The organism is Streptomyces sp. RKND-216, from assembly GCF_004795255.1.
In the GTDB taxonomy this organism is placed as follows: Bacteria; Actinomycetota; Actinomycetes; order Streptomycetales; family Streptomycetaceae; genus Streptomyces; species Streptomyces hazeniae.
In genome coordinates this window covers 4,180,716-4,206,694 of sequence record NZ_SSBQ01000002.1, presented here as the reverse complement: position 1 = coordinate 4,206,694, position 25,979 = coordinate 4,180,716, and the positions used below count along the sequence as shown (strand labels likewise).

At 74.5% G+C, this 25,979-nt stretch carries 19 protein-coding genes, 1 tRNA gene and 2 pseudogenes; 11 read left to right on the top strand and 11 right to left on the bottom strand.

All coding sequences use genetic code 11. The annotated features are described in order from the left end of the window. Nucleotides 1-431: 431 nt before the first annotated feature. A complete protein-coding gene (locus tag E4198_RS18340; RefSeq protein ID WP_348771309.1) occupies nt 432-1,553 on the top strand; it encodes an FHA domain-containing protein in 1,122 nt (373 codons plus the stop codon). Nucleotides 1,554-1,631: 78 nt separating this feature from the next. On the opposite strand, the gene E4198_RS18335 is transcribed toward E4198_RS18340, so the two are convergent. Continuing rightward, nucleotides 1,632-3,122, bottom strand: a complete 1,491-nt coding sequence (locus E4198_RS18335; RefSeq protein ID WP_136184123.1) for a PucR family transcriptional regulator — start codon at nt 3,120-3,122, stop codon at nt 1,632-1,634. Between the two features lie 160 nt (nt 3,123-3,282). Here E4198_RS18335 and E4198_RS18330 point away from each other — a divergent pair, with 160 nt between their 5' ends. The 4 genes and pseudogenes from E4198_RS18330 to E4198_RS25570 all read left to right on the top strand — a co-directional run. Then, nucleotides 3,283-4,809, top strand: a complete 1,527-nt coding sequence (locus tag E4198_RS18330; RefSeq protein ID WP_136184122.1) for a sodium:solute symporter — start codon at nt 3,283-3,285, stop codon at nt 4,807-4,809. A 107-nt stretch (nt 4,810-4,916) separates the two neighbouring features. Next, nucleotides 4,917-6,566 carry a thiamine pyrophosphate-binding protein gene (locus E4198_RS18325; RefSeq protein ID WP_136184121.1) on the top strand — a complete coding sequence of 550 codons (1,650 nt, stop codon included), beginning with the start codon at nt 4,917-4,919 and terminating at the stop codon, nt 6,564-6,566. 30 nt (nt 6,567-6,596) lie between these two features. Beyond that, entirely contained in the window at nt 6,597-7,001 is a 405-nt protein-coding gene (locus E4198_RS18320) for a globin (RefSeq protein ID WP_027763679.1), read from the top strand. A 65-nt stretch (nt 7,002-7,066) separates the two neighbouring features. Further along, nucleotides 7,067-7,207: pseudogene (locus E4198_RS25570) on the top strand (ABC transporter ATP-binding protein); the annotation flags it as partial. Between the two features lie 16 nt (nt 7,208-7,223). Here the strand turns inward: E4198_RS25570 and E4198_RS18310 are convergent. The 7 genes from E4198_RS18310 to E4198_RS18280 form a co-directional block, all read right to left on the bottom strand. Continuing rightward, a complete protein-coding gene (locus tag E4198_RS18310) occupies nt 7,224-7,901 on the bottom strand; it encodes a hypothetical protein (RefSeq protein WP_136184120.1) in 678 nt (225 codons plus the stop codon). Next, on the bottom strand, nt 7,864-8,298 hold the full coding sequence (locus tag E4198_RS18305; protein WP_027763683.1) for a thioesterase family protein: 435 nt from the start codon (nt 8,296-8,298) through the stop codon (nt 7,864-7,866). Before E4198_RS18305 ends, E4198_RS18310 begins: the two co-directional genes overlap by 38 nt. A 30-nt stretch (nt 8,299-8,328) precedes the next feature. Then, nucleotides 8,329-9,993 (bottom strand): energy-dependent translational throttle protein EttA, encoded by a 1,665-nt coding sequence (ettA, locus tag E4198_RS18300; RefSeq protein ID WP_136184119.1) that lies wholly within the window; start codon nt 9,991-9,993, stop codon nt 8,329-8,331. A 245-nt stretch (nt 9,994-10,238) separates the two neighbouring features. Continuing rightward, complete coding sequence (locus E4198_RS18295; RefSeq protein ID WP_136184118.1) at nt 10,239-11,654, bottom strand: Cys-Gln thioester bond-forming surface protein; 1,416 nt, start codon at nt 11,652-11,654, stop codon at nt 10,239-10,241. A 189-nt stretch (nt 11,655-11,843) separates the two neighbouring features. Next, entirely contained in the window at nt 11,844-12,296 is a 453-nt protein-coding gene (locus E4198_RS18290) for a single-stranded DNA-binding protein (protein WP_136184117.1), read from the bottom strand. 192 nt (nt 12,297-12,488) lie between these two features. Then, a complete protein-coding gene (locus tag E4198_RS18285; protein WP_247597731.1) occupies nt 12,489-14,357 on the bottom strand; it encodes a GTPase in 1,869 nt (622 codons plus the stop codon). 606 nt (nt 14,358-14,963) lie between these two features. Next, a complete protein-coding gene (locus tag E4198_RS18280) occupies nt 14,964-16,652 on the bottom strand; it encodes a dynamin family protein (RefSeq protein ID WP_136185466.1) in 1,689 nt (562 codons plus the stop codon). A gap of 330 nt (nt 16,653-16,982) precedes the next feature. On the opposite strand from E4198_RS18280, the gene E4198_RS18275 reads away from it, so the two are divergent. Both E4198_RS18275 and E4198_RS18270 read left to right on the top strand, forming a co-directional pair. Continuing rightward, nucleotides 16,983-17,055, top strand: a tRNA-Arg gene (locus E4198_RS18275). 535 nt (nt 17,056-17,590) lie between these two features. Next, entirely contained in the window at nt 17,591-18,217 is a 627-nt protein-coding gene (locus tag E4198_RS18270) for an LAETG motif-containing sortase-dependent surface protein (protein ID WP_136184115.1), read from the top strand. 89 nt (nt 18,218-18,306) lie between these two features. On the opposite strand, the pseudogene E4198_RS18265 reads toward E4198_RS18270, so the two are convergent. Both E4198_RS18265 and E4198_RS18255 read right to left on the bottom strand, forming a co-directional pair. Continuing rightward, nucleotides 18,307-18,917 (bottom strand): annotated as a pseudogene (locus E4198_RS18265) (glyoxalase). Nucleotides 18,918-19,692: 775 nt separating this feature from the next. Beyond that, nucleotides 19,693-20,649 carry a hypothetical protein gene (locus E4198_RS18255; protein ID WP_136184114.1) on the bottom strand — a complete coding sequence of 319 codons (957 nt, stop codon included), beginning with the start codon at nt 20,647-20,649 and terminating at the stop codon, nt 19,693-19,695. A gap of 185 nt (nt 20,650-20,834) precedes the next feature. Here E4198_RS18255 and E4198_RS18250 point away from each other — a divergent pair, with 185 nt between their 5' ends. The 3 genes from E4198_RS18250 to E4198_RS18240 are packed head-to-tail and all read left to right on the top strand — an operon-like array spanning nt 20,835 to nt 23,826. After that, a complete protein-coding gene (locus E4198_RS18250) occupies nt 20,835-21,647 on the top strand; it encodes an SDR family NAD(P)-dependent oxidoreductase (protein WP_136184113.1) in 813 nt (270 codons plus the stop codon). After that, nucleotides 21,644-22,951, top strand: a complete 1,308-nt coding sequence (locus E4198_RS18245; RefSeq protein ID WP_136184112.1) for a glycosyltransferase — start codon at nt 21,644-21,646, stop codon at nt 22,949-22,951. The genes E4198_RS18250 and E4198_RS18245 overlap by 4 nt, the downstream gene beginning before the upstream one ends. Beyond that, the gene (locus E4198_RS18240) at nt 22,945-23,826 is read left to right on the top strand and encodes a DMT family transporter (RefSeq protein WP_136184111.1); all 882 of its coding nucleotides are present in this window, start codon (nt 22,945-22,947) and stop codon (nt 23,824-23,826) included. The genes E4198_RS18245 and E4198_RS18240 overlap by 7 nt, the downstream gene beginning before the upstream one ends. Nucleotides 23,827-23,889: 63 nt before the next feature. On the opposite strand, the gene E4198_RS18235 is transcribed toward E4198_RS18240, so the two are convergent. Next, nucleotides 23,890-25,239 (bottom strand): 3-deoxy-7-phosphoheptulonate synthase, encoded by a 1,350-nt coding sequence (locus E4198_RS18235; RefSeq protein WP_136184110.1) that lies wholly within the window; start codon nt 25,237-25,239, stop codon nt 23,890-23,892. Nucleotides 25,240-25,528: 289 nt separating this feature from the next. Here E4198_RS18235 and E4198_RS18230 point away from each other — a divergent pair, with 289 nt between their 5' ends. Beyond that, a complete protein-coding gene (locus E4198_RS18230) occupies nt 25,529-25,966 on the top strand; it encodes a cold shock domain-containing protein (protein WP_136184109.1) in 438 nt (145 codons plus the stop codon). Nucleotides 25,967-25,979: the final 13 nt, after the last annotated feature.

Genomic DNA, 25,979 nt, shown 5'->3' with positions numbered 1-25,979 from the left:
GACGTGGTGGAGGCGGTGCCGGGTACTGTTCGGCGGAGGAGGAGCGTCGGCCGGACCGCCCGGAACGACCCCTTCCGCCGCGGACCGGTGAACGGCCCGCACGAGGCAGCGAACGTCACGATGGGGGAGGCAGGACCATGCCGACTTGCCCGAACGGCCACCAGTCGGCGGCCGACGACTGGTGCGAGGTGTGCGGTCACCGCATGACCGCACCGTCCGGTCCGCCCGGTGGCGGGATCCCCGGTCCGCCCGGCCCGCCCGGCCCGGGCACGCCTCCCGGTCCGCCCCCGGGCTCCACGCCTCCGCCGGGGCCACCTGGTCAGGGGGGCTACGGCTACCCGCAGCAGCCCCAGCAGCCCGGCCCCCCGCAGGCACCGCAGCCGCCGCATGGCGGACCGCAGCCCGGCGGCTTGCCCGGAGGCCCAGGCGGCATGCCGGGGCCCGAGCACCCGCAGGGCGGACCGGAGCGCTGCCCCCAGTGCGGTACGCCGCGCGCCCCGCAGGCATCCTTCTGCGAGCAGTGCCACTTCGGCTTCCCCGGAGGCCCGGGCGGCCCGCCTCCCTTCGCCGCGCCGCCGCAGCAGGCCGGCCCGCCGCAGCAGCCCCAGCACCCGCAGCAGCCCGGCCCCGGCATGGGCGCACCACCCCCGGCCCCCCAGGCACCGGGCGGCTACGGCTACCCGCAACAGCCCCAGCACCCCCAGCAGCCCGGACCACCCCAGGCACCGCAGCCGTCCGGCCACCCGGGCATGGGTGCCCCGCCGGGCCCCCCGGGGCAGGGCGGCTACGGCTACCCCCAGCAGGCCGGCCCGCCCCAGCACCCGCAGCAGCCCGGCCCCGGCATGGGCGCACCACCCCCGGCCCCCCAGGCACCGGGCGGCTACGGCTACCCGCAACAGCCCCAGCACCCCCAGCAGCCCGGAGCACCCCAGGCGGCCACCCCCGGCGCACCGCCGCAGGCGCCCCCGCAGGGCGTGCCCCCGCGGGGAAGTCCGCAGCAGGGCCCGCCGAGCGGCGACTGGCAGATGGCGCCGCCCGGCGCGCCCGCCCCGCACCGCGCGCCTCCGGGACATCAGCCGGGCCACGGCGAGCCGTACCAGCCCCCGGCGCACGCTCAGCAGGGCCCGCCCGCCGGCCAGGATCCGTCCGGCCCCTGGACCGCCGTGATCGCCCCCGACCGGGAGTACTTCGCCGCGATGATGCAGCGGAGCGGGCCGGAGGCGTCGGCGCTCAACCTTCCGGCGTACTCCACGGAGCACGAGATGCCGCTCACCGGCCACCAGGTCACGATCGGGCGGCGCCGCAACTCCACCGGTGAGGCGCCGGACATCGACCTGGGCCGGCCCCCGGAGGACCCGGGGGTGTCGCACCAGCACGCCCTGCTGATCGCCCAGCCGGACGGCAGCTGGTCCGTCGTCGACCAGAACTCCACGAACGGCACCACGGTCAACGGCGGCGAGGACCCGATCCAGCCGTACGTGCCCGTCCCGTTGCGGGAGGGCGACCAGGTGCACGTCGGCGCCTGGACGACGATCACCCTGCGCCGGGGCTGACGCGCCGGAACCGGAGGGGAGCGGCGGGCCGCGGGCCGCCCGCCGCTCCCCTCCGACGCGTCCGCGCCGCCCCCCGGGTCAGACCCAGCGCAGCGCGAGCCACAGCTCCGCACGCTCGTCGGGGTCGCCCAGGTCGGCGTCGAGGAGTTCGCCCGTGCGGGCGATGCGCTGGCGCACGGTGTTGCGGTGGACGCCGAGCGCCGCAGCGCTGCGGTCCCAGCTGCCGTGCACGGACAGCCAGGCGCGCAGGGTCTCCACCAGTGCGGGCCGGCCGGACAGGGGCCGCAGCCGGGCACGGGCCCGTGCGCGCGCCTCGCCGGGAGCCAGCAGCGCGCCGAGGTCGTGGGAGTGCGTCCGGCGCTGCCGTACCACCGGGCGGTGCTCGGCGACCGCCCGCCCGAGAGACTCTGCGGCTCCCGCGTCCCCGAGCAGGAGGTCGTCGGCGGCCACGGGGCGGGACGCCCCGAGTGTCCATCCGGGCTGTGCCGCCACCGTCCCGTCGCCGGGCACCAGGGCCCGGAGGGTGTCACCGTCGACGTCCACCAGGTCGGTCCGCAGGCCCGCCGCCAATCCCGTCCTCGCGAGCAGCCCGTGGTCGGGAGTGCCGGGCCTGCGCCGCCCGTGCACCACCGTCCAGAGGCCGGCGACGCTCAGCACCGGGAGGACGTCGGCGACCGGGAAGCCGAGGAGCAGCCGGACCAGGGCGGCCGGGGGGCGGGCGTTCGTCGCGGCCACCCGTTGGCTGGTGAGCAGGGACAGCAGCGCCACGGCCGACCGCACGAGCGCGTCGTCGGCCCCCTCCGGGCCGCGGGCGCACACCCCGAGCGCCAGGCGCTCGCCGTCGTCCGCTCCCGCGGCCGCCCCGGTGAGGGCGAACGCACTCAGCCGCCAGGCTCCCGATGCGTCGGCCGCGGAGGACGGCGCGGCCCGCAGCCTGCCGGTGAGCGCCACGAGGGCGCGGCGCTCGTCCTGCGGCGGTTCGGCACCCGCGACGGCCACCTCCCGCCCGCCGCGTCCGAAGAGCGCGGCCCAGCCGTCGGTCTGTTCGGCGAGCCGGGCCAGCACGGCGGGGACCGGGTGGGGGCGGGTGGCCGCGGTGGTCAGGGCCTGCTGGGCGGCGCTCAGCCGTTGCAGGTCGCGGTGCCGCCGCTCCGCGACCAGCTGCCAGAGGGTCCGCGCCACCGCCGTGAAGGGCGTCTCCTCCGGGACCCGGAGAAGCGGAAGGCCGTGCCGGTCGCAGGCCTCCGCCAGCGCCGGCGGCACCTCGTCGTAGAGGGGTGCGATGCCGAAACCGAGGGCCGTCGCCCCCGCCCGTACGGTCCGGGTGACGTACTCCGCCCAGTGACGTTCGGCGCCGTCCTCCGGCGCCGGGCCGTGCACGCCCGCGGTCAGCAGCAGCTCGCCGCCGAGCAGGTACGGCACGGGGTCGCCCATCTCGCTGGTGTGCACGGCGTAGACCTGGTCGCGGGGACCAGCGGGCGGGCCCGCGACCTGGTGCAGCGCGAGCTGCTCGTCGCGGAGCAGCTCGGTGAGGGCCACGGGGACGGTGGGGGGCAGTACCTCCTGCATGGCGTCCTCCGCTCGCGCCGCGGGTGGACGGTTCGCACAGGTCCACCCACTCGGGGAGAGGAAACGTACACTTCCCCTCCCCCGTACGGCTACCTACGTTGTGACGCACCCTGCCGACGGGTGCCCCCGGGCACCCCTCATTCCGGATCGAGGAACGTTCATGGCCGTCGACTACGCAGTGATCGTGACGTACCTGACGGGCATGATCGGCGTCGGCTGGTGGGGGATGCGCCGGGCCCGGACGAAGAGCGACTACCTGGTGGCGGGCCGCCGCCTCGGCCCGCTCATGTACTCCGGGACGATGGCGGCGATCGTGCTGGGCGGTGCGTCGACCATCGGCGGCGTGGGGCTCGGCTACCGGTACGGGCTGTCCGGCGCGTGGCTCGTCTTCACGATCGGCATCGGCCTGCTCGTGCTGAGCCTGGTCTTCTCGGCGCGCATCTCCCGGCTGCGTGTGTACACCGTCAGCCAGATGCTCGAACTCCGTTACGGAGGCTCGTCGACGCTGGTGTCGGGCGTGGTGATGTGGGCGTACACGCTCATGCTCTCCGTCACCTCGACCATCGCGTACGCCACGATCTTCGACGTGATCTTCGACCTCGGCCGGGTGGCCGCGATCCTGCTCGGCGGCACGGTGGTGGTCTGCTACTCGGCGCTCGGCGGCATGTGGTCGATCACGCTGACGGACATGGTGCAGTTCGTGGTGCAGACCGTCGGCATCCTCCTGCTGCTGCTCCCCCTCGCGGTGTGGAAGGCCGGCGGATGGTCCGCGATGGCCGCCGAGCTGCCGGACGACTACTTCTCACCGATGAGCATCGGGGCCGAGACGGTGATCACGTACGTGCTGATCTACTCGTTCGGCATGCTCATCGGCCAGGACATCTGGCAGCGCGTCTTCACCGCCCGCAACGACCGGGTGGCGCGCACCGGCGGCACGGTGGCGGGCACCTACTGCCTGCTCTACGCGCTCGCCGGCGCGGCGATCGGCACCGCCGCCAAGGCGCTCTACCCGGACCTGGCCCGCGCCGACAACGCCTTCGCCGTGATCGTCGGCGACGCCCTGCCCGTCGGGGTCAAGGGGCTCGTGCTCGCCGCCGCGCTCGCCGCCGTCATGTCGACGTCCTCCGGCACCCTGCTCGCCTGCGCGACGGTCGCCCACAACGACATCTGGACGCGGCTGCGGAGGCGTTCGGCCGCCGCCGCGTCGCAGGGCCCGGACACCTCCGGCCGGGCGGAGGAGGAGGTCCGGGACAACCGGACGTTCGTGGTGCTGATGGGTTTGGCGGTGATCGCCATCTCGGTGGCGATCGACGACGTGGTCGGCGCGCTGACCGTCGCGTACAACCTGCTGGTCGGCGGCCTGCTGGTGCCGATCCTGGGCGGCCTGCTGTGGAAGCGGGGCACCGCCGGCGGAGCACTCGCCGCGATGGGCGCGGGCGGAGTGACGGTCGTGGTGACGATGGTGGTCAAGGGCATGCTCGCCACCGAACCGATCTACTACGGCCTGCTGGCCGCGCTCGCCGCCTACGTGCTGGTCAGCCTGGCCGGCAGGCCGACGGACCCGGTGCGGCTCGCGGCCTGGCGGCAGCGGCTGGCCGGCCACGGAGGGGCGGAGCCCGAGGACGGCGGCGCGCCGCCGTCAGCGAAGGAGGGGGCGGGGACGGCCTCCGCCCCGCGCACCGACTGAACCGCACCCCACCCGCAGGACCGCACACCACCCGCGATGTCACCCACCACCGGCGACATCACCCACCACCCGCGGCACCACCCGTACAGAAGGGTTACGACGCAACGATGACCACCCCGGTCCGCACCGGCGGCGACCTCGTCACCGAATCCCTGACCGCACTCGGCGCGACCACGGTGTTCGGCCTGCCGGGCCAGCACGCGCTGGGGCTCTTCGACGCGGTGCGCCGCTCACCGCTGGAGTCGGTGGGGCTGCGGGTGGAGAACAACGCGGGCTTCGCCGCTGACGCCCACGCCCGGATCACCGGCACGGTCACCCCGCTCCTGGTGTCCACCGGGCCCGGGGCCCTGATGACGATGGCGGCGCTGCAGGAGTCGGCTGCGGCCTCCGTGCCCGTGCTCGGCATCGGCAGCCAGGTTCCGGTGGCCGGGCTCGGCGGGGCGCGCAGGGGGTACCTGCACGAACTCGCCGACCAGGCGGCCGTGATGCGGGGCGTGGTCAAGTCGGCGCGCACCGTGCGGGCGGCGTCCCAGATCCCCTCCGCGCTCGCCGCCGCCTGGGCCGACGCGCTGGAGGCCCCGTGCGGCCCGGTATGGGTCGAGATCCCGGAGGACGTACTGCTCGCCCCCGCCGCAGCGCCGCCGGTGCGCACCCTGACGGCACGGCCCCGGCCGCTTCCGGCCCGTCCGGAGACCGTGGCGGCGGCGGCCGAGGCACTGAGCGGCGCCCGCCGCCCCGCCGTGCTGGCCGGCGGCGGCGTGGTCCGCGCCGGGGCGCAGGCGGAGCTTCTGGCGCTGGCCGAGCTGCTGGACGCCCCGGTCGCGTGCACCTTCGGGGGCAAAGGAGCCTTCCCCTGGGACCACCCGCTCTCCCTCCAGTCCTGGCTGGAGGACCGGCACACGACGGAGTTCCTGCAGGACGCCGACGTGCTCCTCGTCGCGGGCTCCGGGCTCGGTGAACTGTCGTCGAACTACCACACCTTCGCCCCCCGCGGCCGCGTCGTGCAGATCGAGGCCGACCCCGGCAAGCTGGAGGCGAACCACCCCGCCCTGGGCCTGCACGCCGACGCCCGCGCCGCGCTCGCCGCACTCGCCGAGTCCGTGACGCCGCGACCTGCCGGGGACGGCCGCGCGCGGGCCGCGGGGCTGCTCGCCCGGGTCCGGGAGCGGCTGGACGCTCAGGACCTCGCCCGTGAACGGCGCGTGCTGCGGGACGTCCGTGCCGCGCTGCCCGACGACGCGGCCAGCTTCTGGGACATGACGATCCTCGGTTACTGGGCGTGGTCCGCCTTCGACCCCCGGTCCGGGCCGCTGCACACCGCGCAGGGCGCCGGCGGACTGGGCTACGCGTTCCCCGCCGCGCTGGGAGCGGCGGCCGCGGACCGGAGCCGTCCGGTGCTGGCGGTCTCCGGCGACGGGGGCGCGATGTACTCGCTGGCCGAACTCGCGACCGCCCGGCAGCATGACCTGCCCGTGACCTGGCTCGTCGTCGACGACGGCGGCTACGGCATTCTGCGCGCGTACATGACGGACGCGTTCGGCGCCGCCGCCGGGACGGAACTCGCCCGTCCCGACTTCGCCGCCCTCGCCGCGTCGTTCGGCGTGCCCGCGGTGCACACCACCCTCGACGGACTGCGCGACGACCTTGGGGCCGCACTGTCCTCCCCGGGGCCCTCGGTGGTGGTGCTGCGCACGACGCTGCGGATGTTCGCCCCCTCGCACGACCCCGGTACGAAGGCGGAGTCCGGCTCCTCCTGACCCCGGCCGGGCATCTGCGACCATGGGGGCGTGATGGAGATCCCGCGCGGCAGTGTGCAGAGCCAGACCTTCTACGAGCAGGTCGGCGGCGAGGAGACGTTCCGGCGACTCGTCCACCGCTTCTACCAGGGCGTCGCCGAGGACCCGCTGCTCCGGCCGATGTACCCGGAGGAGGACCTCGGCCCGGCCGAGGAGCGGCTGGCGCTGTTCCTCATGCAGTACTGGGGCGGCCCGCGGACCTACAGCGACAACCGCGGCCACCCGCGCCTGCGGATGCGGCACGCCCCGTTCACGGTGAACCGGGCCGCGCACGACGCGTGGCTGCGGCACATGCGCGACGCCGTGGACAGCCTCGACCTCGCTCCCGAGCACGAACGGCAGCTGTGGGACTACCTCGTGTACGCCGCAGCGTCTATGGTCAACTCTGCGGACTAGGCCGGGCATCGCCCGGAACCTGCGGCACCGGCTGGAGCGTCAGACCGCGGACGACGCGGTGATCGACGATCGACCGGGCGGGACGGCTCCAGCTCCCGCAGGAGTTCACGGAGCCGCTGGCGATCCGTGACCGCGTCCTGCTCGAACTTTGGCCCGACCACTTCGAGATCTGCCCCGACACGCCGGGCCCCGGGGAGACCGGCTGACGCCACCGAGAGCGCCTCAGACAGGGGTGACGGTGAGGCCCGTGCCGGGGCGGGGGACGGCCGCGCCGCTGCGGGCGATCACGGAACCGTAGGCCGTCCGCAGGCGCAGCCACGGGCCCGTGTCGTAGAGCCCCAGGGGCTCGGCGCCGCGGAGGAAGCCGAGGGCGTGCGCGGCGTGCACCGCGCGCAGCGGCAGCGCGGTGCCGGTCAGCGGCCGGTTCCAGATCTCCTCGGCGAGCGTGTCCACCCGGTCGCGCGTGCGCTCGGACTCCGGCAGCCGCTCGGTGCGCTGCCGGAACTCCGCGACCACGCCCGCCGCCCGGTCGCGGACGCCGGACGCCGGGAGGTCGGCGACGCGGCGCCAGCCGCCGCGCGGCGGCAGCAGGCCGGCCCAGGACGGGCCGGTGACCTCGCCGGGGAGGGCGACCGTCTCGGCCGTCTCGTCGATCCTCTCCAGGAGTTCGCCCGCGGAGACGGTGACGTCCGTCTCCGCCCGCTCCAGCAGCCGCGCGGTGAGCACGGCGAACACCTCGAAGCGGGCGGGGCGGGCGAAGACGCCGAGCACTCCCCCGCCGGCCTGGAGGCGCACTGCGGCCGCCTTCTCCCAGCGCAGCAGACGCCCCAGGAAGGCGGCCAGCGCGGCCGCCTCCCCCGGGTCAGCGAAGACCAGGCGCGGCGGGACCGGCACTGTCATCGAAGTACTCCTCCAGGAAGGACTTCTCCTCGGACGACAGGCGGCGCGGCCGCTCCCGTTCGAGGTCGTACGGGACCACGACCGTGCTCGCACGGACGAAGACCGTCGTGTCGTCCTTGATCTCGTACGCGAGGGTGGCCGACGCGGCGCCGACCTTGGTCACCCAGGTCTCGACCGTCACCGGCTCGTGCCGGTGGACGAGCGGACGCAGGTAGTCGATCTCGTGCCGGGCGACGACCGAACCGCCGGTGAACGCGCCGGAGTCGGCCTTCCGCGCCAGCCGGAACATGAAGTCGATCCGCGCCTCCTCCAGATAGCGGAGGAAGACGACGTTGTTGACGTGCCCGAAGGCGTCCATGTCCGACCAGCGCAGAGTGCACGCGAAGGTGTGCCGCACGGTGTGATCTTCTCCCGAACTCCCGCGGCCTCAGCCGCGGGTGAGCTTCTTGTACGTCGCGCGATGCGGGCGGGCGGCGTCCGGGCCCAGCCGCTCGATCTTGTTCTTCTCGTACGACTCGAAGTTGCCCTCGAACCAGAACCACCGGCTCTCGCCCTCGTAGGCGAGGATGTGGGTGGCGATGCGGTCCAGGAACCAGCGGTCGTGGGAGACGACCACGGCGCAGCCGGGGAAGTCGAGCAGCGCGTTCTCCAGGGAGGACAGCGTCTCCACGTCGAGGTCGTTGGTCGGCTCGTCGAGGAGCAGCAGGTTGCCGCCCTGCTTGAGGGTGAGCGCGAGGTTGAGGCGGTTGCGCTCACCGCCGGAGAGTACGCCGGCCGGCTTCTGCTGGTCCGGGCCCTTGAAGCCGAACGCGGACACGTAGGCCCGGGACGGCATCTCGACCTGGCCGACGTTGATGTAGTCCAGCTCGTCGGAGACGACGGCCCACAGCGTCTTCTTCGGGTCGATGTTGGCGCGGGACTGGTCGACGTAGGAGATCTTGACCGTGTCGCCGACCTTGATCTTGCCGGAGTCCGGCTCCTCCAGGCCCTGGATCATCTTGAACAGGGTGGTCTTGCCAGCACCGTTCGGGCCGATGACGCCGACGATGCCGTTGCGCGGGAGGGTGAAGGACAGGTCGTCGATGAGGACCTTGTCGCCGAACGCCTTGTTGAGGTTCTCCACCTCGACGACCACGTTGCCCAGGCGCGGGCCCGGCGGGATCTGGATCTCCTCGAAGTCCAGCTTCCGGGTCTTCTCCGCTTCGGCCGCCATCTCCTCGTAACGGGTCAGGCGGGCCTTGGACTTGGCCTGCCGCCCCTTGGCGTTGGAGCGGACCCACTCCAGCTCCTCCTTGAGGCGCTTGGAGCGCTTGGCGTCCTTCTGGCCCTCGACCTTGAGGCGGGCCTGCTTCTTCTCCAGGTAGGTGGAGTAGTTGCCCTCGTAACCGACGGCGCGGCCGCGGTCGAGCTCCATGATCCACTCGGCCACGTTGTCCAGGAAGTACCGGTCGTGGGTGATGGCGATGACGGTGCCCGGGTACTTGGCGAGGTGCTGCTCCAGCCACTGCACGGACTCGGCGTCCAGGTGGTTGGTGGGCTCGTCGAGCAGCAGCAGGTCGGGCTGCTCCAGCAGCAGCTTGCACAGCGCGACGCGGCGCTTCTCACCGCCGGAGAGGTTGGTGACGGGCCAGTCGCCGGCCGGGCAGCCGAGGGCGTCCATGGCCTGCTCCAGCTGCGCGTCCAGGTCCCACGCGCCCGCGTGGTCCAGGTCTTCCTGAAGCTTGCCCATCTCCTCCATCAGCGCGTCGGAGTAGTCGGTCGCCATCTGCTCGGCGATCTCGTTGAAGCGGTCGAGCTTGCCCTTGATGGCAGCCACGCCGTCTTCGACGTTCTCCAGCACGGTCTTGGACTCGTCCAGCGGCGGCTCCTGGAGGAGGATGCCGACGCTGTAGCCCGGCGAGAGGAACGCGTCGCCGTTGGAGGGCTGCTCGAGGCCCGCCATGATCTTCAGCACAGTGGACTTGCCGGCGCCGTTGGGGCCGACGACGCCGATCTTCGCCCCCGGCAGGAAGCTCAGGGTGACGTCGTCGAGGATCACCTTGTCGCCGTGCGCCTTGCGCGCCTTGCGCATGGTGTAGATGAACTCAGCCAAGAGAAACCGTCCGCCAGTGTGGAGTGTCATGCGGCTCGCGCCGCGCAGGTCTGGGCGCGCGGCGAGAGCGCCGCGCCCGCGAAGTGCCGGGCGCGGCAGAGCCGCGCGTAAGGCATACGCACCCCATCTTGCCGCACAAGGGCGTGTACACCGAAACGGGGCGGCCCGCCAGGGGCCGCCCCGTCACTTTCAGTCACCCCGGGTCACGCTGTGGCGCGATCCGGTGGGTGGGTCGGGAGGTGTCTTCAGTCCTCGCTGCCGGAACCGGCCGCGGACGGCTTGCGCTTGCGGACGAGCAGCATCGCGACGCCGCCGACGACGACCAGTGCCACGGCCACGCCGATGATCAACGGGGTGTTGCTGTTGCTGCCGGTGGCGGCCAGGTCGGTGCCACCCTCGTCGGCCGTGTCGCCGGCGGGGGTGTCGTCGCCGGTCTGCGGGGTGGTGCCCTCGTCACCGCCGGTGGTGTCGGTCTCGCAGTCCAGCACGCCGGTGAAGTTCTTCTCGAACCCGTCGGGGCCGGTGATGGTGATGTCGTAGGCCTGGTCCTCCTGCACGGGGACCGTGATGGTCTGCGAAGCGCCCGCGGCGATCTCGTGGCTCTCACCGGCCAGGGAGAAGGCGAACGGCTTGTCGCCCTCGTTGGCCACGGTGACGTCCACGCCGCCCTCGGCGCAGTTCTTCTCCGCGGTCACGGCCGGGATCGGGCCGGCGTCGGCCCAACGGGCGGTGGCGGTCGCGGTCACCGTGGACTCGCTGGAGCCGGCGAGGATCTGGGTCTGGCTCTTGACGCCGACGCTGGTGAAGGCGCGGCCGACCGGCACGGTGGTACGGGCCTTCACCGATACCGACGCCTCACCGGGCTCGGTGCCCGCCGGGACGTCGAAGTACAGCTCGCTGCCGTCGGCGGCCGAGGTCACCGGCTTGCCGCTGCCGTCGACGACCTTCACGCCGCCGGCGGTCACGCCCGCGGGGGTGCTGATGGAGACGGCCTGGGCGTTGGTGTCGACGGTGACCGGGCCGAGGCGGTCGCCGGCCTTGCCGGAGACGGCGGCCGGCGTCAGGTGCAGGGACGCCTTCGGCTCGGGGACGTTCTGGGCGGCCTTCTCCAGGTAGTCGGCGAGCTGCTCGGCCGCCGGGTCCTTGGCGGTGACGTCCGCGTCGTCGGAGAAGCGCCAGATGGCGACCTGCGTGCCGGCGGCGGCGGTCTCGTTCGTCAGGGCGCCGGCGACACCGGCAGCCTGGCCGAGCTTGGCGAGGTCGTTGACCTGCGGGTAGGAGTTCTGCAGGATCCAGAGGATCTTGCCCGCGTCGGCGTTGTCGTTGAGTGACGACGCGTCCCAGCCGACCTCCTTGTAGCGGGACTTGCTGACGGTCGGGTTGGCGATGTCGATGCAGTAGGTCTGCAGCGCGCCGCCGCCGTCGACGGTCATCTCGAAGAGACCGGCGCCGATCTCCTTCTTCTCCCCGTCCGGCTCGACGAGCAGGGCCTGGCTGTACGTCTTGAGGCCGTCGAGGGTGGCGGAGGCGCCGCCTGGCTGCGCCGCGTTCTCGTCTGCGGCGGCGGTGCCGGCACCGGCCAGCGCACCGGCCGCTATCAGGCCGGGAGCCAGGACGGCGGCGGCGAGACGGGAGACGACCCGTCTGCGAACAGAAGTCATGCTCTTCCCCTCTGGGCGAGAAAGCCGGGACGTCGGGCAGTTGACGTGCGTCTCGCCGAACAAAGCTCCGAACCCCGTGAGTACCCGAGGGATCGTAAGGAGACGAGCGCATCACCGTCCCCAATAACCCCACTGGTCAAGCGTTCCGAATCGGAATCGTTATCGAGGGAACCCGGCGTAGCGGGACGTTCACGGCAGACCGAACTCCGGGGCCGGCGCGCCGGTTTGGCCCGGCACGGCCTGTGGCGTCCCGCCCGAGGTCGGGCCTCCTCCGGCCCGAGCCGGGGAGACGCGCCGGAAGGCGGCGGTGCCGCGGTTGAGGTCGTGTCCGATGGAGGATGCCAGCAGGTCGGCGGTGACGTAGCGGCGTCCCTCCTTCTCCCCCTCCCTGACGCGCAACCGGCCCTGCACGATGACCGGTTCGCCGAGCGTCACCGAAGCGGCCACGTTGGTGGCCAGGGTGCGCCACGCCCAGACGGTGAAGAAGCTGGTCCAGGCGTCCTCCCACGCCTCGCGGGCCCGGTCGAACCGGCGAACCGTGCCAGCCAGCCGGAACCGCACGGCCTGCTCACCGGAGCGGGTCGTGCGGTGATCCAGCTCCGTGGCCACGTTCCCGACCACCGTCACCTGCGGCTCGTTCATGCGCGACGCCTCCCTGCGGGACTGCCGGGCTCGTTCCCGGTCGTCCCACCGTGCCCGGCCCCGGAGGATCCTGCTCGCGGCTGTGGATGAACCGGGGGGTGTGGACAACCCGGTCCCCCTCAGGCTCCCCCGGAGCCCCAGTGACCCGCCGGGTCCCGCCGGTCCGGGCGACGCCGCTCCGGGCGCTCCGGGTCACACCGGTCCCGTGTCTCCCGCGGCCACCACGTACTGCTCCCGCACCTCGCGGTAGCGCATCAGCTCCGCCGCCACGGGCTCCAGCACGCGTGTCCGCCCGCAGCCGGCGGAGAGCCGCCGCAGCCGGCGTTCCTCCTCCTGCCCGAACGCGCGCGCGGGCCCCCGGGCGGCGGCACGGCAGGCGGCCGCGAGTCCCGGTGCCGCGACGGCACCGCCCAGCACCAGGACGACCGGTGGCCACAGGGCGCCCCGGTATCCGCCGAAGACCGCGCCGACCAGCAGGAGGACCCCGACCACCTGAAGCGCCAGCAGCAGCCCCTGCCCGAGCATCGCGACCGTCCACCACGGCGGCCGCTCCAGGCGCGGAAGCCCGTGCGGGCGCTGTGCACCGCGGGCCCGCCCACGGTCGGACGGGTGTGCGTCGCCCGGGGGAGCGAGGGCTTCCCCGATCAGCGTGTCCAGCGCCTCGGGCAGTCCTTCCGCCCCCCGCCAGGCTGCGTCCCGCACGGTCCGCCGCCACGCGTCGGGCAGGCCGACGGTCGCCTGTTCGGCGACCTGGCGCACCGCCTGGGTGAGCACCGGCCTGGCGGCCCGGTGCCGTGCCGGCGCCGCCCCGCCAGGCTCGGGCTCCGCCCGCCCGGGGGCCTCCGCGCTGCCGCACGACGCGCGGCGACGGGCATCGCGTGCACGCACCAGCTGCGACCAGGGGGTGCCGCAGGACCGTTCGGCGTGCCGCAGCCAGGCCCGTTCCGCGGCCTGCCCCGCCGCACGGGCGCCGACGGCCGAGGCAAGCAAGTCCTCGAACTCCTCACGGTCCGCCTCGGTCAGCCCGGTCGGCGCGGGCAGGGCCGGGTCGGCGTACACCCGGCGCAGCCGCTCCGCGGCCCCGTCCAGGTCTGCGGTCAGGCGACGGGCCGGGGCCTCCCGGGTCGCGGCGAACGCGCCCAGCTCCTCACGCAGTTCGTGCAGCCCTGCTCCGGTGAGGGCGGAGGTGGCCAGGACCCGCGCGCCCGGCTCGCCGTAGTCGCCGAGCGCCATGCCGTCCTCGTCCAGCAGACGGCGCAGGTCGTGCAGCACGGCGTCCGCAGCCTCGCCCGGCAGCCGGTCGACCTGGTTGAGGACGACGAAGGTGACCTCCGCGTAGCCCGCGAGCGGCCGCAGGTAGCGCTCGTGCAGCAGCGCGTCCGCGTACTTCTCCGGGTCGACCACCCACACCACCGCATCGACCAGTTCCAGCAGCCGGTCGACGTGTTCGCGGTGGCCGGCGGCGACGGAGTCGTGATCGGGCAGGTCGATCAGCACCAGGCCGTGCAGTGAGGGGTCCTTCACCCGCCGGCGCAGACCGGGGGGGATGCCGAGCCGGTCGAGCAACCCGTCGGCCCCGCCCTCGCGTTCGGCCTCCCAGGTGCAGGCGACGGGCTGGGCCGTCGTCGGGCGGCGGAGCCCGGTCTCCGAGAGGGTGCGCCCGGACAGGGCGTTGAGGAGCGAGGACTTGCCGCTACCGGTGGCGCCCGCGATGGCGACCGTGGTGTAGGCGGCGGGCAGTTGGGCCCGTGCCCCGGCCTCGTCGAGCACCCTGCCTGCCTCGGCCAGCACCCTGCCCTCCAGCCGGGTGCGGGACAGGCCGATCAGCTCCCGCAAAGCCCCCAGGCGGCGGCGCAGGGCGCCGCCGACCGCTCCCCCGCCGATGCCGTCGGGGGACGGCAGCCCTCCGATCCCGGTCGGTTTGGCTCCCCCTCCCCACGCCTCGCCCTCCTGGGTCTCGGGGGCCACGTCCTCGGGGGCCACGTCCTCGTGCGCGCGCGGCTCGTCCGGGGGCGGCGTCCCGGGGGCGGGGGGTCCGGACGGCGCGGCGGCACCGTGCACGCGCCCATCGTGCCCGTGCTGGGCCTCGCCAAACGCGCCGTAACCGCAGGCCGGGCCATCCGCGGACTCCCCCGCGCCCTGCGGGAAGCATTCCGGTGCGCGACGCGCGATCAGTCCGTCGTTCCAGCCGTGGCTCGGCGGCATCGACGGCCGGGGCGGCACGTGCGGCCTGGGAGGCGCGGTGGGTCTCGGCGGCGTGCGCGGCACGGCCCCGGGTGCGCCGTCTGCGCCGTCCTCAGCCGGCCGCAAACCGGTCTCCGGTGCGCCCGCCGTCGGAGTGTCCTCCTCTGCACGGAAGACCTGTGCCGGCGCCTCGGCGCCGTCCTCCGCCACGTCGGGCCACGCGTGCGCCGACGGCTCGTCGGCGCACGCGTGGCCCGGCACGGGAAGCGACGCGGCAGGCGCCTGCGCCGGAGCGGCGGACGCGCGTGCCTCCGGCCGAGCGTCCGTCTCTCCGCGCACCTCGTCCGGCGCCTCCGGTCCGCCCCGTCCGTGCGCCCCTTCCGGCTCGGACGCCCCGGGCGCCCCGCTCGCCCCGGACTCCCTTCCGCCGTCGTACCTCCCCGCAGCCGTCACCACGTCACCTCTCCCTGTCGCTCGTCGCGGCTACGACGTCCGCCGCGCCGTCTCGGTCCTGCGCAGCACGGAGAACGCCGCGATCAGCTCCACCTGCGGGTCCGGCGTGGCACCCAGTGCGTCCAGCGGCCGCAGCCACTGCTCGCGTTCGGCGCAGAGCACCCGCTCCACGCACGTGCCGAGGATGCGTCCGGCCCGCTCGCGCAACCGTGCGGCACTCTCCGTGCCGAGCAGGCGCCGCAGTTCCTCCTCCGCGTCGGCTGCCGCATCCGCACCGCCCAGCAGGGCGACGGCCAGCCGTGCGGCGGTCTCCTCCGCGTCCGTCTGCGAGGCGCCCTCGGAGCCGCGCACCGCCTCGTCGGCCAGTTCCTCCAGGCAGCGCCTCCAGCGACGGGCCAGCAGGCCGATCCGCCCGCGAGCCTCCTCCTCGGCGGCGTCTTCCGGGGCCGCGGCGGTCGCCGTGCGCCTTTCGGGCGCGCCGGGTTCACCGCGCCAGGCTGCGGCGATCCGCTCGTCCGCTGCGGCGGCGGCGCCGGCGAGCAGGGCGGTCAGGCCCTCGGTGAAGGCGTCCAGCACCTCGTCGCCACCGGAGTCCAGCGGGAAGCCCCGCCAACGCGCCGCCGCGTCCCCGGCGAGGAGACCTCCGGCGACGGTCAGTTGCCGGACGCGGGCCGCCGCCTCCTCGAACGCCTCGTCCACATGGCGGCCGAGCCGCAGCGCCGTCGCGTGCTGTGCCGCGGCGGCGCCGGCGAGTGCGCCCACCCGGGACCGCAGCGAGGCGAGTACTCCGGCTGCCGTACGGGCCGCCGCGCGGCCGCGGGCTTGCGGGTCGCGGACGCACTGTGCCAGCCAGTCGCGCAGGCCGGCGACCGCGGTGGTCGGCAGCAGGCCGGAACCGCCCGCCGATTCGGGGAGTTCGGGAACGGTGAAGCGCCGTACGCCGCCCAGCCCTTCGCGGGCGAGCATGGCGGCGTAGCGCTGGGAGACCTCGTCGGCGATCTGGTGCGGGACCCGGTCGAGCACCGTGGCGAGCACCACGTCGTACTCCCGCGCGGAGCGCAGCAGGTGCCACGGCACCGCGTCCCCGTACCGCGCGGCCGTCGTCACCAGCACCCACACGTCCGCCGCGCAGAGCAGACGGGCCGCCAGATCCCGGTTGCGCACGACGAGGGAGTCGATGTCGGGAGCGTCCAGCAGGGCGAGCCCGACGGGCACACCGGGGTCGGTCTCGATCCGCACCTCGAGATGGGCGTCCTCCGCCCCGCCGGACAGTCCGTCCAGGCGGGTGGCGCCCGGCCCCTCCGGGAGGCCGTCCGGGTCGTCCTCCGCGTCGGTGAGGCTCTCCTGACGGGGCATCCAGGCCCGCCCCAGACCGGGCAGCACCCGCTCTCCGGCGAACCAGTGCTCGTCGTGCGGGTGACAGACAAGCACCGGCGTGCGGGTGGTGGGTCTCAGCACCCCGGCCTCGCTGACACGGCGCCCCACCAGCGAGTTGACCAGGGTGGACTTCCCAGCTCCGGTCGAGCCCCCGACCACGGCGAGCAACGGAGCCTCGGGGGCGCGCAGCCTCGGCACCAGGTAGTCGTCGAGCTGGGCGAGCAGCTCGGACCGGGATCGTCGGGCCCGTTCCACGCCCGGGAGGGGCAGCGGAAAGCGTACGGCGGCGACGCGCTCCCGCAGCGCGGTGAGCGCGTCGAGCAGTTCGGGCTGTACCTCCAAGATCGCCACAGGGGAAGAATGACCGATTTTGGGAGTTTTTTGAAGCGTTTCCGCTTCTCATCCCCCGAAATCACCCCGCAACCACTCCACGACCGCTCCCATCGGCCCAGCCGACCCCCGCCCGGCACACGGAGCCATAACGACTGCGCAACACCCCACGAACGAGCCGCCGAAAATGCTGCGGAGATCGCCTCAGCCTGCGAGTATCGGGACCGCTTCACCGAACCTTTACAACCCGTCGCGGACGTGAAGCAGCGAGGGTGCGTCGGCCCCTATCCTTGACCGAGCCATGGTCAACCGGGGGGTGAGTACCCACCCGCGACCCCACAGGCCCCCGTAGCTCAGCGGATAGAGCAGGCGCCTTCTAAGCGCTTGGCCGCAGGTTCGAGTCCTGCCGGGGGCGCAACTGACCCGTCGTCATCGAGACGACGTTTACCCAGTTCAGAGCGCGTATGCACGCACCCCCAGCCGCTTCGTGACCCTTTCCTTCGAGAGGGTGGAGTCCGGCCGACAAGGCCAGAATCCGGGCTTCCGCTGGAGGAGAACACGGCCCGGCAGAAGAGCCGGGCCCGGGGCAGCCTGGCGGTCACCTGCGAGGCAGCCTGCTCTCCACAGACGCTCGATCAGCCTTGTGCGGTGGTCGAGGGCGGCGACGGACGAGGTGGTACTTCCGGGCGCGAACGGCGGGCCGCCCGGCAACAGGACCGGGCGGGACGTGCCCACGCCGCCCTCCCCAGCCCTCCCCCCACGCCCCGTCCCACCGCCGTTCATCCGGATGGCCCTGACGAACGCCGACTACGCGGGCCGCTGCCGTACGCGTCCGCAATCGGCAGGTGCGGCAGTCGCGGGGGCGGGTGAAGGGCCGGCCGACGGAGGCGATAGCGTTCCGCTCTCGCACCACCCCCGTGTACACCCTTCTACCAACCGGAGTGGGATAGTTGAGCACAAAGCAGCACAGACGCCGTAGCGGCATAGCACTCGGCGCGGCGGGCGTCGCGCTGGCGGGTTCGGTCTTCCTCGCCGCCCCCGCCTCCGCGCACACGCCGAACTGGACCGTCGACTGCGACTCGGTCTCCGTCGACCTCAAGTGGTACAGCACCCAGGCACCCAACACGGTGACCATCACCGCGGGCGGCGAGGAGATCCTCAGCGAGGAGTTCGGCAAGAACTTCCACCAGCAGGACCTCGCGCTGCCGCAGCACAGCGAACCGCTGGACGTCCGCCTCGTCGTCGTCGCGAGCGACCACGCGAAGTACAACGTGGACGAGACCAAGACCTCCCCGGTCTGCGAGGGCCAGGAGAGCGAGTCGCCGGAGCCGGAGCCCACGCCGTCGGAGACGACGCCCAGCGAGGAGCCCTCCGAGAGCGCCGAGCCGACCCCGTCGGAGAGCACCACCACTCCCCCGGTCGAGCCCGCCGACGACGAGAGCGCGGCGCCGACCGACCTCGCCGAGACCGGTTCCTCGGACTCGACCCCGCTGATCGCGGGCATCGCCGCCGCCGTCGTCGCCGCCGGCGCCGGCCTGCTGGTCGTGGCGCGCAAGCGTCGTTCCGTCAAGGCGTGACCGGCGCGGCGGCCTGACTGGCCGCACGGCGTGCACGTCACGAACCTCCCCGTCCCACGGGCCGGGGAGGTTCGTCGTTCCCGGCGGGGTCAGGGCGCGGACTCCTCCCAGGGGAAGCCGTCCGGGTCGGTGAAGGTTCCCACGTCGCCGCTGAGCGTGAGGCGGTGGGATCCGGTGCCGTCGGGCGACACGCCGGCGGTCCTGGCGAGCCCCCGGCGCCCGTGGAGCGCCAGTTTCACGGGGCTCGACGGCATGGCGAGGCATACCTGCGGCCGAAGCTCTTCGCGACGGTGAGACCGCGGTCGACGTAGAACCGCTTGCTCTCGGCCACGTCCGCGACACCCAGCAGGAGCACGACGTCGTCGATCTGCCGGGTCGCAGGGCCCTTGTCCTTCTTCGCCGAGGTGGTGGCCTGCCAGATCGCCCCGTCCGGGGCGCGCACCACCCCGCCGTAGCCCCAGAAGGACTTCGCGGGAGCCTTCAGCGTGGTGGCGCCCGCGTCCAGGGCGCTGTCGACGAGGGAGTCGACGGTGGACGGCTGGGAGACGACCAGCGACAGCGTGTAGCCGCGGAAGCCGGTCGTCGGCGCCTCCGAGGCGCGCAGGCGCACCTGGGTCTCCAGGCCGAAGGCGGTCGTGTAGAAGCGCTCCGCGTCCGAGGGGTCCGCCGCGTCGAGGATGACAAAGTCCAGGGAAGTCATGCCTGCGACGCTAGGCCGCTCCGGGCGCCGGCGCTTCTCGAAACCTGACCGGTTGCTCCGGTTCTCCCGGCCCGCGCCGGGCCGCGCCCGGAGAGGCGGTCACCAGAGGCAGTCGATGCGCCCCGGGTAGAGCTCGATGCGGGCGCCGGTGAAGTCGGCTCCCGCCGCGCGGTGGGGGAGAAGAAGGCGGCCACGGTGACCTTGACGAAGCCCGGGCGGTCGCTGGGGAACGGGGAGTCGGGGGTGCCCCCGATGAGCACGATGCCGGGCAACTGCTCCCATCCGGCGCTCTCGTAGAACGGGCGAAGCCCGGGATCGCAGGTGAACAGCCCCACGTCGAGAGCCTGTTCGGCCATGTGCGCGCGCCCGGCCGCAGCCAGTCGGCGGCCGTGGCCCTGGCCCTGGCCCCCGCACGTCCTGCCGGGTGACGACGGTGCTGAGACCCGGCCCGGTACGTAAGCCCGGCGTGCCGCTGGTCCTTGGTCAGCACGTCCAGCGCGGCCAGCACCCTGCCGTCCTCGACAAGGAGCATCGACAGCGGGTGCAGGGCGGGGTCGTGGACGGTCGCGTCGTGCGGGGTCCGCCTGCCGTCCGACGAGGGGCAGGCCGTGTCCTGCAGCGCCCGCACCTGCGTGCGCAGGCCGGGCGGCGTGGACGCCTCGGGAAACGTGAGGATCTGCACCCGCCGGCCCTTTCGACTTCGACCTCGACACAGTGGAGTTCCCCTGACCCGGATCGCTGGCGACGCCCGCCGGTTCGAGGGCCGTCAAGCGGTTCAGCGTGTGCGCGGGCCGGAGCGGCGGCGGTCGGCTTCGCGGGTGGCGCGGGTGGCGCGGTCGGCGCTGCGGCGGGCGGCGCGGGAGGCGTCCTGGGCCCGCGTGCGGGCCTCGCGTTCGGCGTCCGCGGCAGCCTGCTGCTCGCGTTCGGCATCGCGGAGTGCGTCACGGGCGCCGGTCAGGCGCCGGTCGGCCGCCGTGCTGCGCTCCTTCGCACGGGCCAGCGCATCGTCGGCGGCGACGCGTTCCTCCTCGGCCCTGCGGGCCTCCTCGGCGGCTTCCCCGGCCGCCTGCTCCGCCGCCCCGCGGGCCTCGTCGGCCTCCTCCTGCCGCTGACGGCGCCGGTCGCGGGCCCGGTCGAGGTCGGCGACCCTCGCAGGACGCTTCTTCGCAGGACGCTCCTTCGCGGAATCCTCCTTCGCAGGACGCTTCCGGGAGGGCTTCGCCGGCCTCCCGGCCGGCGCGGCGGCCGGGAGGCCGGCGAAGGAGAAGTCGGTCGGCGGGGTCAGGGACGTGGCGAGGTGGCCGGCGGACCACTGTTCGGCGGCGTCCGGGTCGGCGAGGACCGCCTGAAGCGTCTGTTCGACCTCGCGCCGGGCCGCTTCGCCGAGCGACTGGCCGGACGCGGCGGCGGAGTCCCGGGCGCTGCGGGCGAGGGCCCGGATCAGCTCCCGCTGGGTACGGGCCAGTTCGCGGAGCCGGCCTCCGTCGAGGTCCTGGTAGGCGCGGCGCAGCTCCTCGCCGAGGGCCAGGAAGCGTGCCGTCTCCTCGTCGTGCTCGCGCACCAGCAGGTTCGCGGCCCAGGCGGCAAGGGTGGGCCGGCGGAGGGCGGAGATGCGGGTGGCGAGGTCGCGGTCGCCCGCGCGCCGGGCCTCGCGGGCGCGGGCGTCCCGGGTCGCGGTGAAGGCGGAGGGGCGGAGGGCGTAGAGCTCGTCCGCGACGGCTTCCAGGTTCACGGTCGGTCGTACCTCGCCGGTGGGCGGTTTCGCGGGCCGTGCGGGCGGCGGCCGACGACGGGCATGCGCCGACGGTAGCCCGGCTCGGCGCGGCGCACATCTCGGCGGCACGCCGATGCCCCGGGGTGGTGCGACACGCGCGAGCACGCGCCGCGGACGGACGAAACGGGGCATACCGTGAACACATGGCGGGCGTACCCAGCGGCGTGGCACTGATCACCGGCGGCTCCAGCGGAGTCGGCCTCGCGGCCGCCCGCGCCTTCGCCCGGCGCGGGCGCCCCACGGTTCTCGTCGCCCGGCGCTCGCCTCCCCTCGAAGCCGCCGCCGCGGAGCTCCGCGCCCACGCCCCCTGCACACCGGTCGCCCTGGACCTGGCCGCCGACGACGGCACCGTCGAGAAGGAGCTCACCCGGCTGGCCGAGGAGTTCGGCCCCGTCGAGGTCCTGGTCAACTGCGCGGGCCACGGCATGTACGTGCCGTTCCTCGAACTGGACCCGGCCGAGGCCCGGCGGCTGTTCCAGGTGCACTGGTTCTCCCCCGCTGCCGCCGTGCGCGCCGTGCTGCCGGGCATGCTGGCGCGCGGGCGCGGCCACGTCGTGAACGTCGCCTCCGTGTCGGCGAAGTCCGGCCCGTGGGGCCACAGCGCGTACGCCGCCGCCAAGGCGGCCCTGACGACGCTGACGGAGTCGCTGGCCGCCGAGTACGGGGACCGGGGCGTGCACTTCGGCGTGGTGCATCCCGGGCTGGTGGACACGCCGTTCTTCGGGGCGCCGGACCTGGCGCCGCTGCGGGCGCGCACCGCCCGGCGGATGATCCGGCCGGAGCGCGTGGGCCGGGCGGTGGCCGACCTGGTGGAGCGCCCGCGCGCGGAGGTGTGCGTCCCGCGGCACTACCGGGTGCTGGACGCGCTGCGCGCCGTGAGCCCGGGTGCGCTCGGCCTCCTGGTCTCGCGGCAGAGCGCGCCGGGCCGGGGCACGGCCCGCGGGCGCCGCCCGTGACCGCCCGGTACGCGCGGCCGTCGGTGGCGGTGCTGGTGGAGCTGGTACGCGGGCCGGACGCCGGGGGCCACGTGAAGTGCTGGGAGCGCTTCGCCGAGGCGGCGGCCGGCATGGCGCCGCCGGACCTCCGTGCGGACCTGACCCTCTACGTGCTGGGCCCCCGGGAACGGGTCGAACGCCTCTCCCCCGCCGTGCGGTTCGTGTCGCTGCCGCCGGTGCTCAGCACCGCCCCGCTGATGCGGGTCAGCGGCGGCGCCGACGTCAGCGATCTGACGCCGTTCCACCCACGGCTGGCCCGGCTGCTGCCCGGGCACGACGTCTGGCACCTCACGCACGTCTTCGGCTTCGCCGCCACGGCCGTACGGCTCGCGCAGGCGCGCCGCCGCTCGGACCGGCTCGGCCGTACGCCCGGGCGGGCGGCCCCGCCCGGCCTGGTGGGGTCCGTGCACACCGACGTGCCCGCGCTGGCCGCCGCCTACCTGCACGCCCTGACCGGCCCGTACCGGCTGCCCGGCACGGTGGCCGCCGGGCTGGTGCGGCACCGCCGGGACAGGCTGCTGCACGCCTGCGACCGGGTGCTGGTCGCCACGCCCGAGCAGCGCGGCGAGATCGCGGCCGCCGTGCCGGGCCACCGCGTCGGGCTGCTGGACCGGGGTGTGGACCACGAACGGTTCCGGCCCGACCCGGAGGCGCGCCGGGTGCTGGCCGAGCGCTACGGCGTACCGGAGGACCGGCCCGCGGTGCTGTTCTCCGGCCGGGTGGACGCCTCCAAGCGGGTGCTGGTACTGGCGGACGCGCTGCGGCGGCTGCGCGCGGACGGCACGCCCGTGCACCTGGTGGTGGCGGGCACCGGGCCCGACGAGGCCGTGCTACGCGACCTGCTCGGACCGGACGTGAGCCTGCTCGGACCGGTGGCGCAGCGGGAACTCGCCCGGGTGTACGGAGGATGCGACGTGTTCGCCTTCCCCTCCCGGTCGGAGACCGTCGGCAACGCGGTGGGCGAGGCGATGGCCAGTCACCTGCCGGTGCTGCTGCCCGCCGGGGCGCGGACCACGCGGTGGCTGGCGCGACCGGGTGAGGACGGCGTGGTGGTCGCGGCGGACGACGCCCCGGGATGGGCGGAGGCACTGCGCCCGCTGCTGGAGCGGCCGGAGCTGCGGGCGGCGCTCGGCGAAGCTGCCGGTGCGACGGCGCGCGGCCGGCACCGCTCCTGGCGTCGTGTGCTGGCCGAGGACCTGCTGCCGGTCTGGCACGCGGTGGCGCCCCACGACGCGGACGAGGCGGGCGGGACCGGCCGATGCTGATCGCGATCCTCGGTTCGCTGTGCGCGGCCGCGTTGTTCGCCGTCGCCGGGGTGCTCCAGCAACGTGCGGCGACCGGCGAACCGGACCACGAGGCGATGTCGTACCGGCTGCTGACCCACCTGGCCCGCAGGCCGCTGTGGCTGGCGGGCATCGGCTGCGCGATCGGTGCCTACGGCTTCCAGTCCGTGGCCCTCGCGCACGGCCCGCTGGCCCTCGTGCAGCCGCTGATCGTGACCGAACTGCTCTTCGCCATCCCGCTGTCGGTCCGGCTGTACGGCACCCGGCTGCGGACGCGGGAGTGGCTGGGGGCGGTGGCGGTGGCGGCGGGGCTGGCCGTCGCGATGGCGGCCGCCGCCCCGCAGCGGTCGCAGCCGGTGGCCGGGCCGGAGGAGTGGACGCTGGCCATGGCGGCGGCGGCCGCCGCGACGACGTTGGTGCTGTTCCTCAGTCGCCGCATGAGCGGCCCGGCCCGCGCCTCGGTGATGGCGGCCGCGGCGGGCATCGTGATGGGCATCCAGTCGGTGCTGCTCGCCACGACGGTGTCCAAGTTCCAGGTGAGCGTGGACGAGGTGGTGACGTCGTGGCAGACGTACCTGCTGGTCGTGGCGAGCATCCTGGGACTGCTGCTGATCCAGAGTGCGTTCCAGGCGGGGCCGCTGTCGGCGAGCATGCCGGTCATCGACACCGTGGAACCGGTGGTCGCGGTCGCCTGCGGCGTGACACTGTTCGACGAGTCGGTGCGTGGCGACCCGCTCGCGGTCGCGGTCACGCTGCTGGGCGGGGCGCTGCTGCTGACCGGCATCTGGCTGCTGGACACCTCGCCGATGCTGCGGGCGCTGCACGAGCGCGCGCACCGGGAACAGACCGCCCGCTGAGCCGGCCCGGGCCGCGCCCACGGGTCGCGGTGCCCCACGCCGGCGGGCGTGAGGCCTCGGGCGTCAGCGGGAGCCGTCGCGGTAAGCCTGGGCCACCAGGAAGGCGAGGTCCAGCGCACCGGCCCGGGTGAGGCAGGGGGTGGGCGGAAGGCTCATCACCCGGTCGGGCGCGGGGTGGCGCTGCAGACCGCGGTCCTCCGGACCGCCGATCTCGCGGCCGGTCAGCTCGACGTGCAGACCGCCCGGGTGGGTGCCCAGTGCGCGATGCACTTCGAAGAAGGCGGTCACCTCGTCCAGCACGTCGTCGAAGGTGCGGGGTCCGGGCGGGCCGCCGTCGGCGCCGAGGGGGACGCTGGGGTGCATCGCGTCGCAGATCCAGGCGGCCCGGTGCCCCTGCGCGGTGATCTTCTCGATGACGGCCGGCAGGGTCTCACGCACCGCGTCCGCGCCCATCCGGACCACGAAGGTGAGGCGGCCCGGTTCTCTTGCCGGGTCGAACCGGTCCAGGTGGGCCGACGCCTCGTCCGGTCCGCAGTCGGGGCCGAGCGCGATGCCGATCGGGTTGCGGAGGCGGGCGAGGTGGTCGACGAACGCGCCGTCCAGATCACCCGTCCGCTCCCCGATCCAGACGAAGTGGCTCGCCGTGCTGTACGGCTCCCCGGCCCGCGAGTCGATGCGGGTGAGCTCCTTCTCGTAGACGGGCTGCCGCGCCTCGTGTGAGGCGAAGAACTCGGCGTCGGCCGGGCTCGCGGAGCCGGGACCGCAGGCGTCCATGAAGTCCAGCGCGCGGCCCAGCTGCGCGCTGAGCGGCTCGTATCCGGCCCGGGAGGGCGAGGCGGCGACGAACTCCCGGTTCCACGCGTGTACCTGGCGCAGTCCGGCGTAGCCACCGGAGGCGAAGGCGCGGACGAGGTTCAGGGCGGCGGCGGCGGTCTGGTAGCGCGCCACCAGCCGCCGCGGGTCGGTGAAGTGCGCGATGCGGCTGACCTTCACCACCGGCACGGACGTGGCGTAGGTGAGCAGCGCCGACATCTGCATCATCGTGCGCAGGGTGTCCCGGATGGCGTCGGCCGTCTCCCGCCCGTACGTCTTCGCGTGCAGGCCGCCCTGGAGGACGAAGGCCTCGCCGCCGGCGACCCGGGCCAGCCGTTCCCTCAGGAGGTCGCACTCCCCGGCGAACACCAGGGGCGGCAGTGCACGCAGCTCCGCGGCGTCCGCGTGCGCCGCTCGGCCGGGAGCCGGGCCGCCGTGCGGAGCGTCACCGGGCGGAGCGTCACCGGGCGGCGCGTCGTCGTGCGGCGCGTCGTCGTGCGGTGTGCGGGCTCGTGGCACGTCGGTGAGGGGCCGCGCGGTTCCGGGCCCGCCGGGGCGTTGCCGGACCGGACGTTCCCGCCGCGTCTCGATGTCGGTCATATCCATCCATCAGCTACATGGCCTGTACGCGTCCGGCCACCGGGTCTCCCGCGTCCCGGGGGAGTCCGACGGTAGGGCGTGCCGCGCCGGGCGGTCCCCACCCCACCGGGTCACTAAGAGAACTGCCAGAGGCGCCGTGCGCACCGCGGCAACCGGCCGTGCGCGGAGGCCGGCCGGTTGCCCGGCGGCCCGACCTGCGGCTACGTTGCGGGCTCCCGCTGCGGCCGTGCACGCCGTTCGCGCGGAGCAGTGACGTGGTGACGGGTTTTCGGTCTTCGGGGAGCGGGGCATGGCGCAGGGCATCGTGGTGCGTTTCGACGACGCCAAGGGGTACGGCTTCATCACGCCGGACGGTGGCGGCGAGGACGTCTTCGTCCACGTCAACGAGCTGAGCCCGCCAGGGGCTTCGCTTTCCTGCGGAACCCGCGTCGAGTTCGCCGTGGTGGACGGCGAACGCGGGCTCAAGGCATTCGACGTCCACGTGGTCGGCGCGCCGCCCGCGGGTGCCGCCCCACCCGCCGCTCCCACCGCCGGACGGGGCGTACCGGCCGGCGGCAGGAGCGTGGAGGGCGGCGAGGAGACCTGCGAGGTGTTCGGCCGCGAGGAGTTCACCCGGATCGCCACGGAGATGCTGCTCTCCGCCGGCCCGGACCTGACCGCCAGGCAGGTCCTGGAGGTGCGCCGGGCGCTGGTCCGGTTCGCAGAGGAACACGGCTGGGTCGACTGACCCCGGTCGTCCG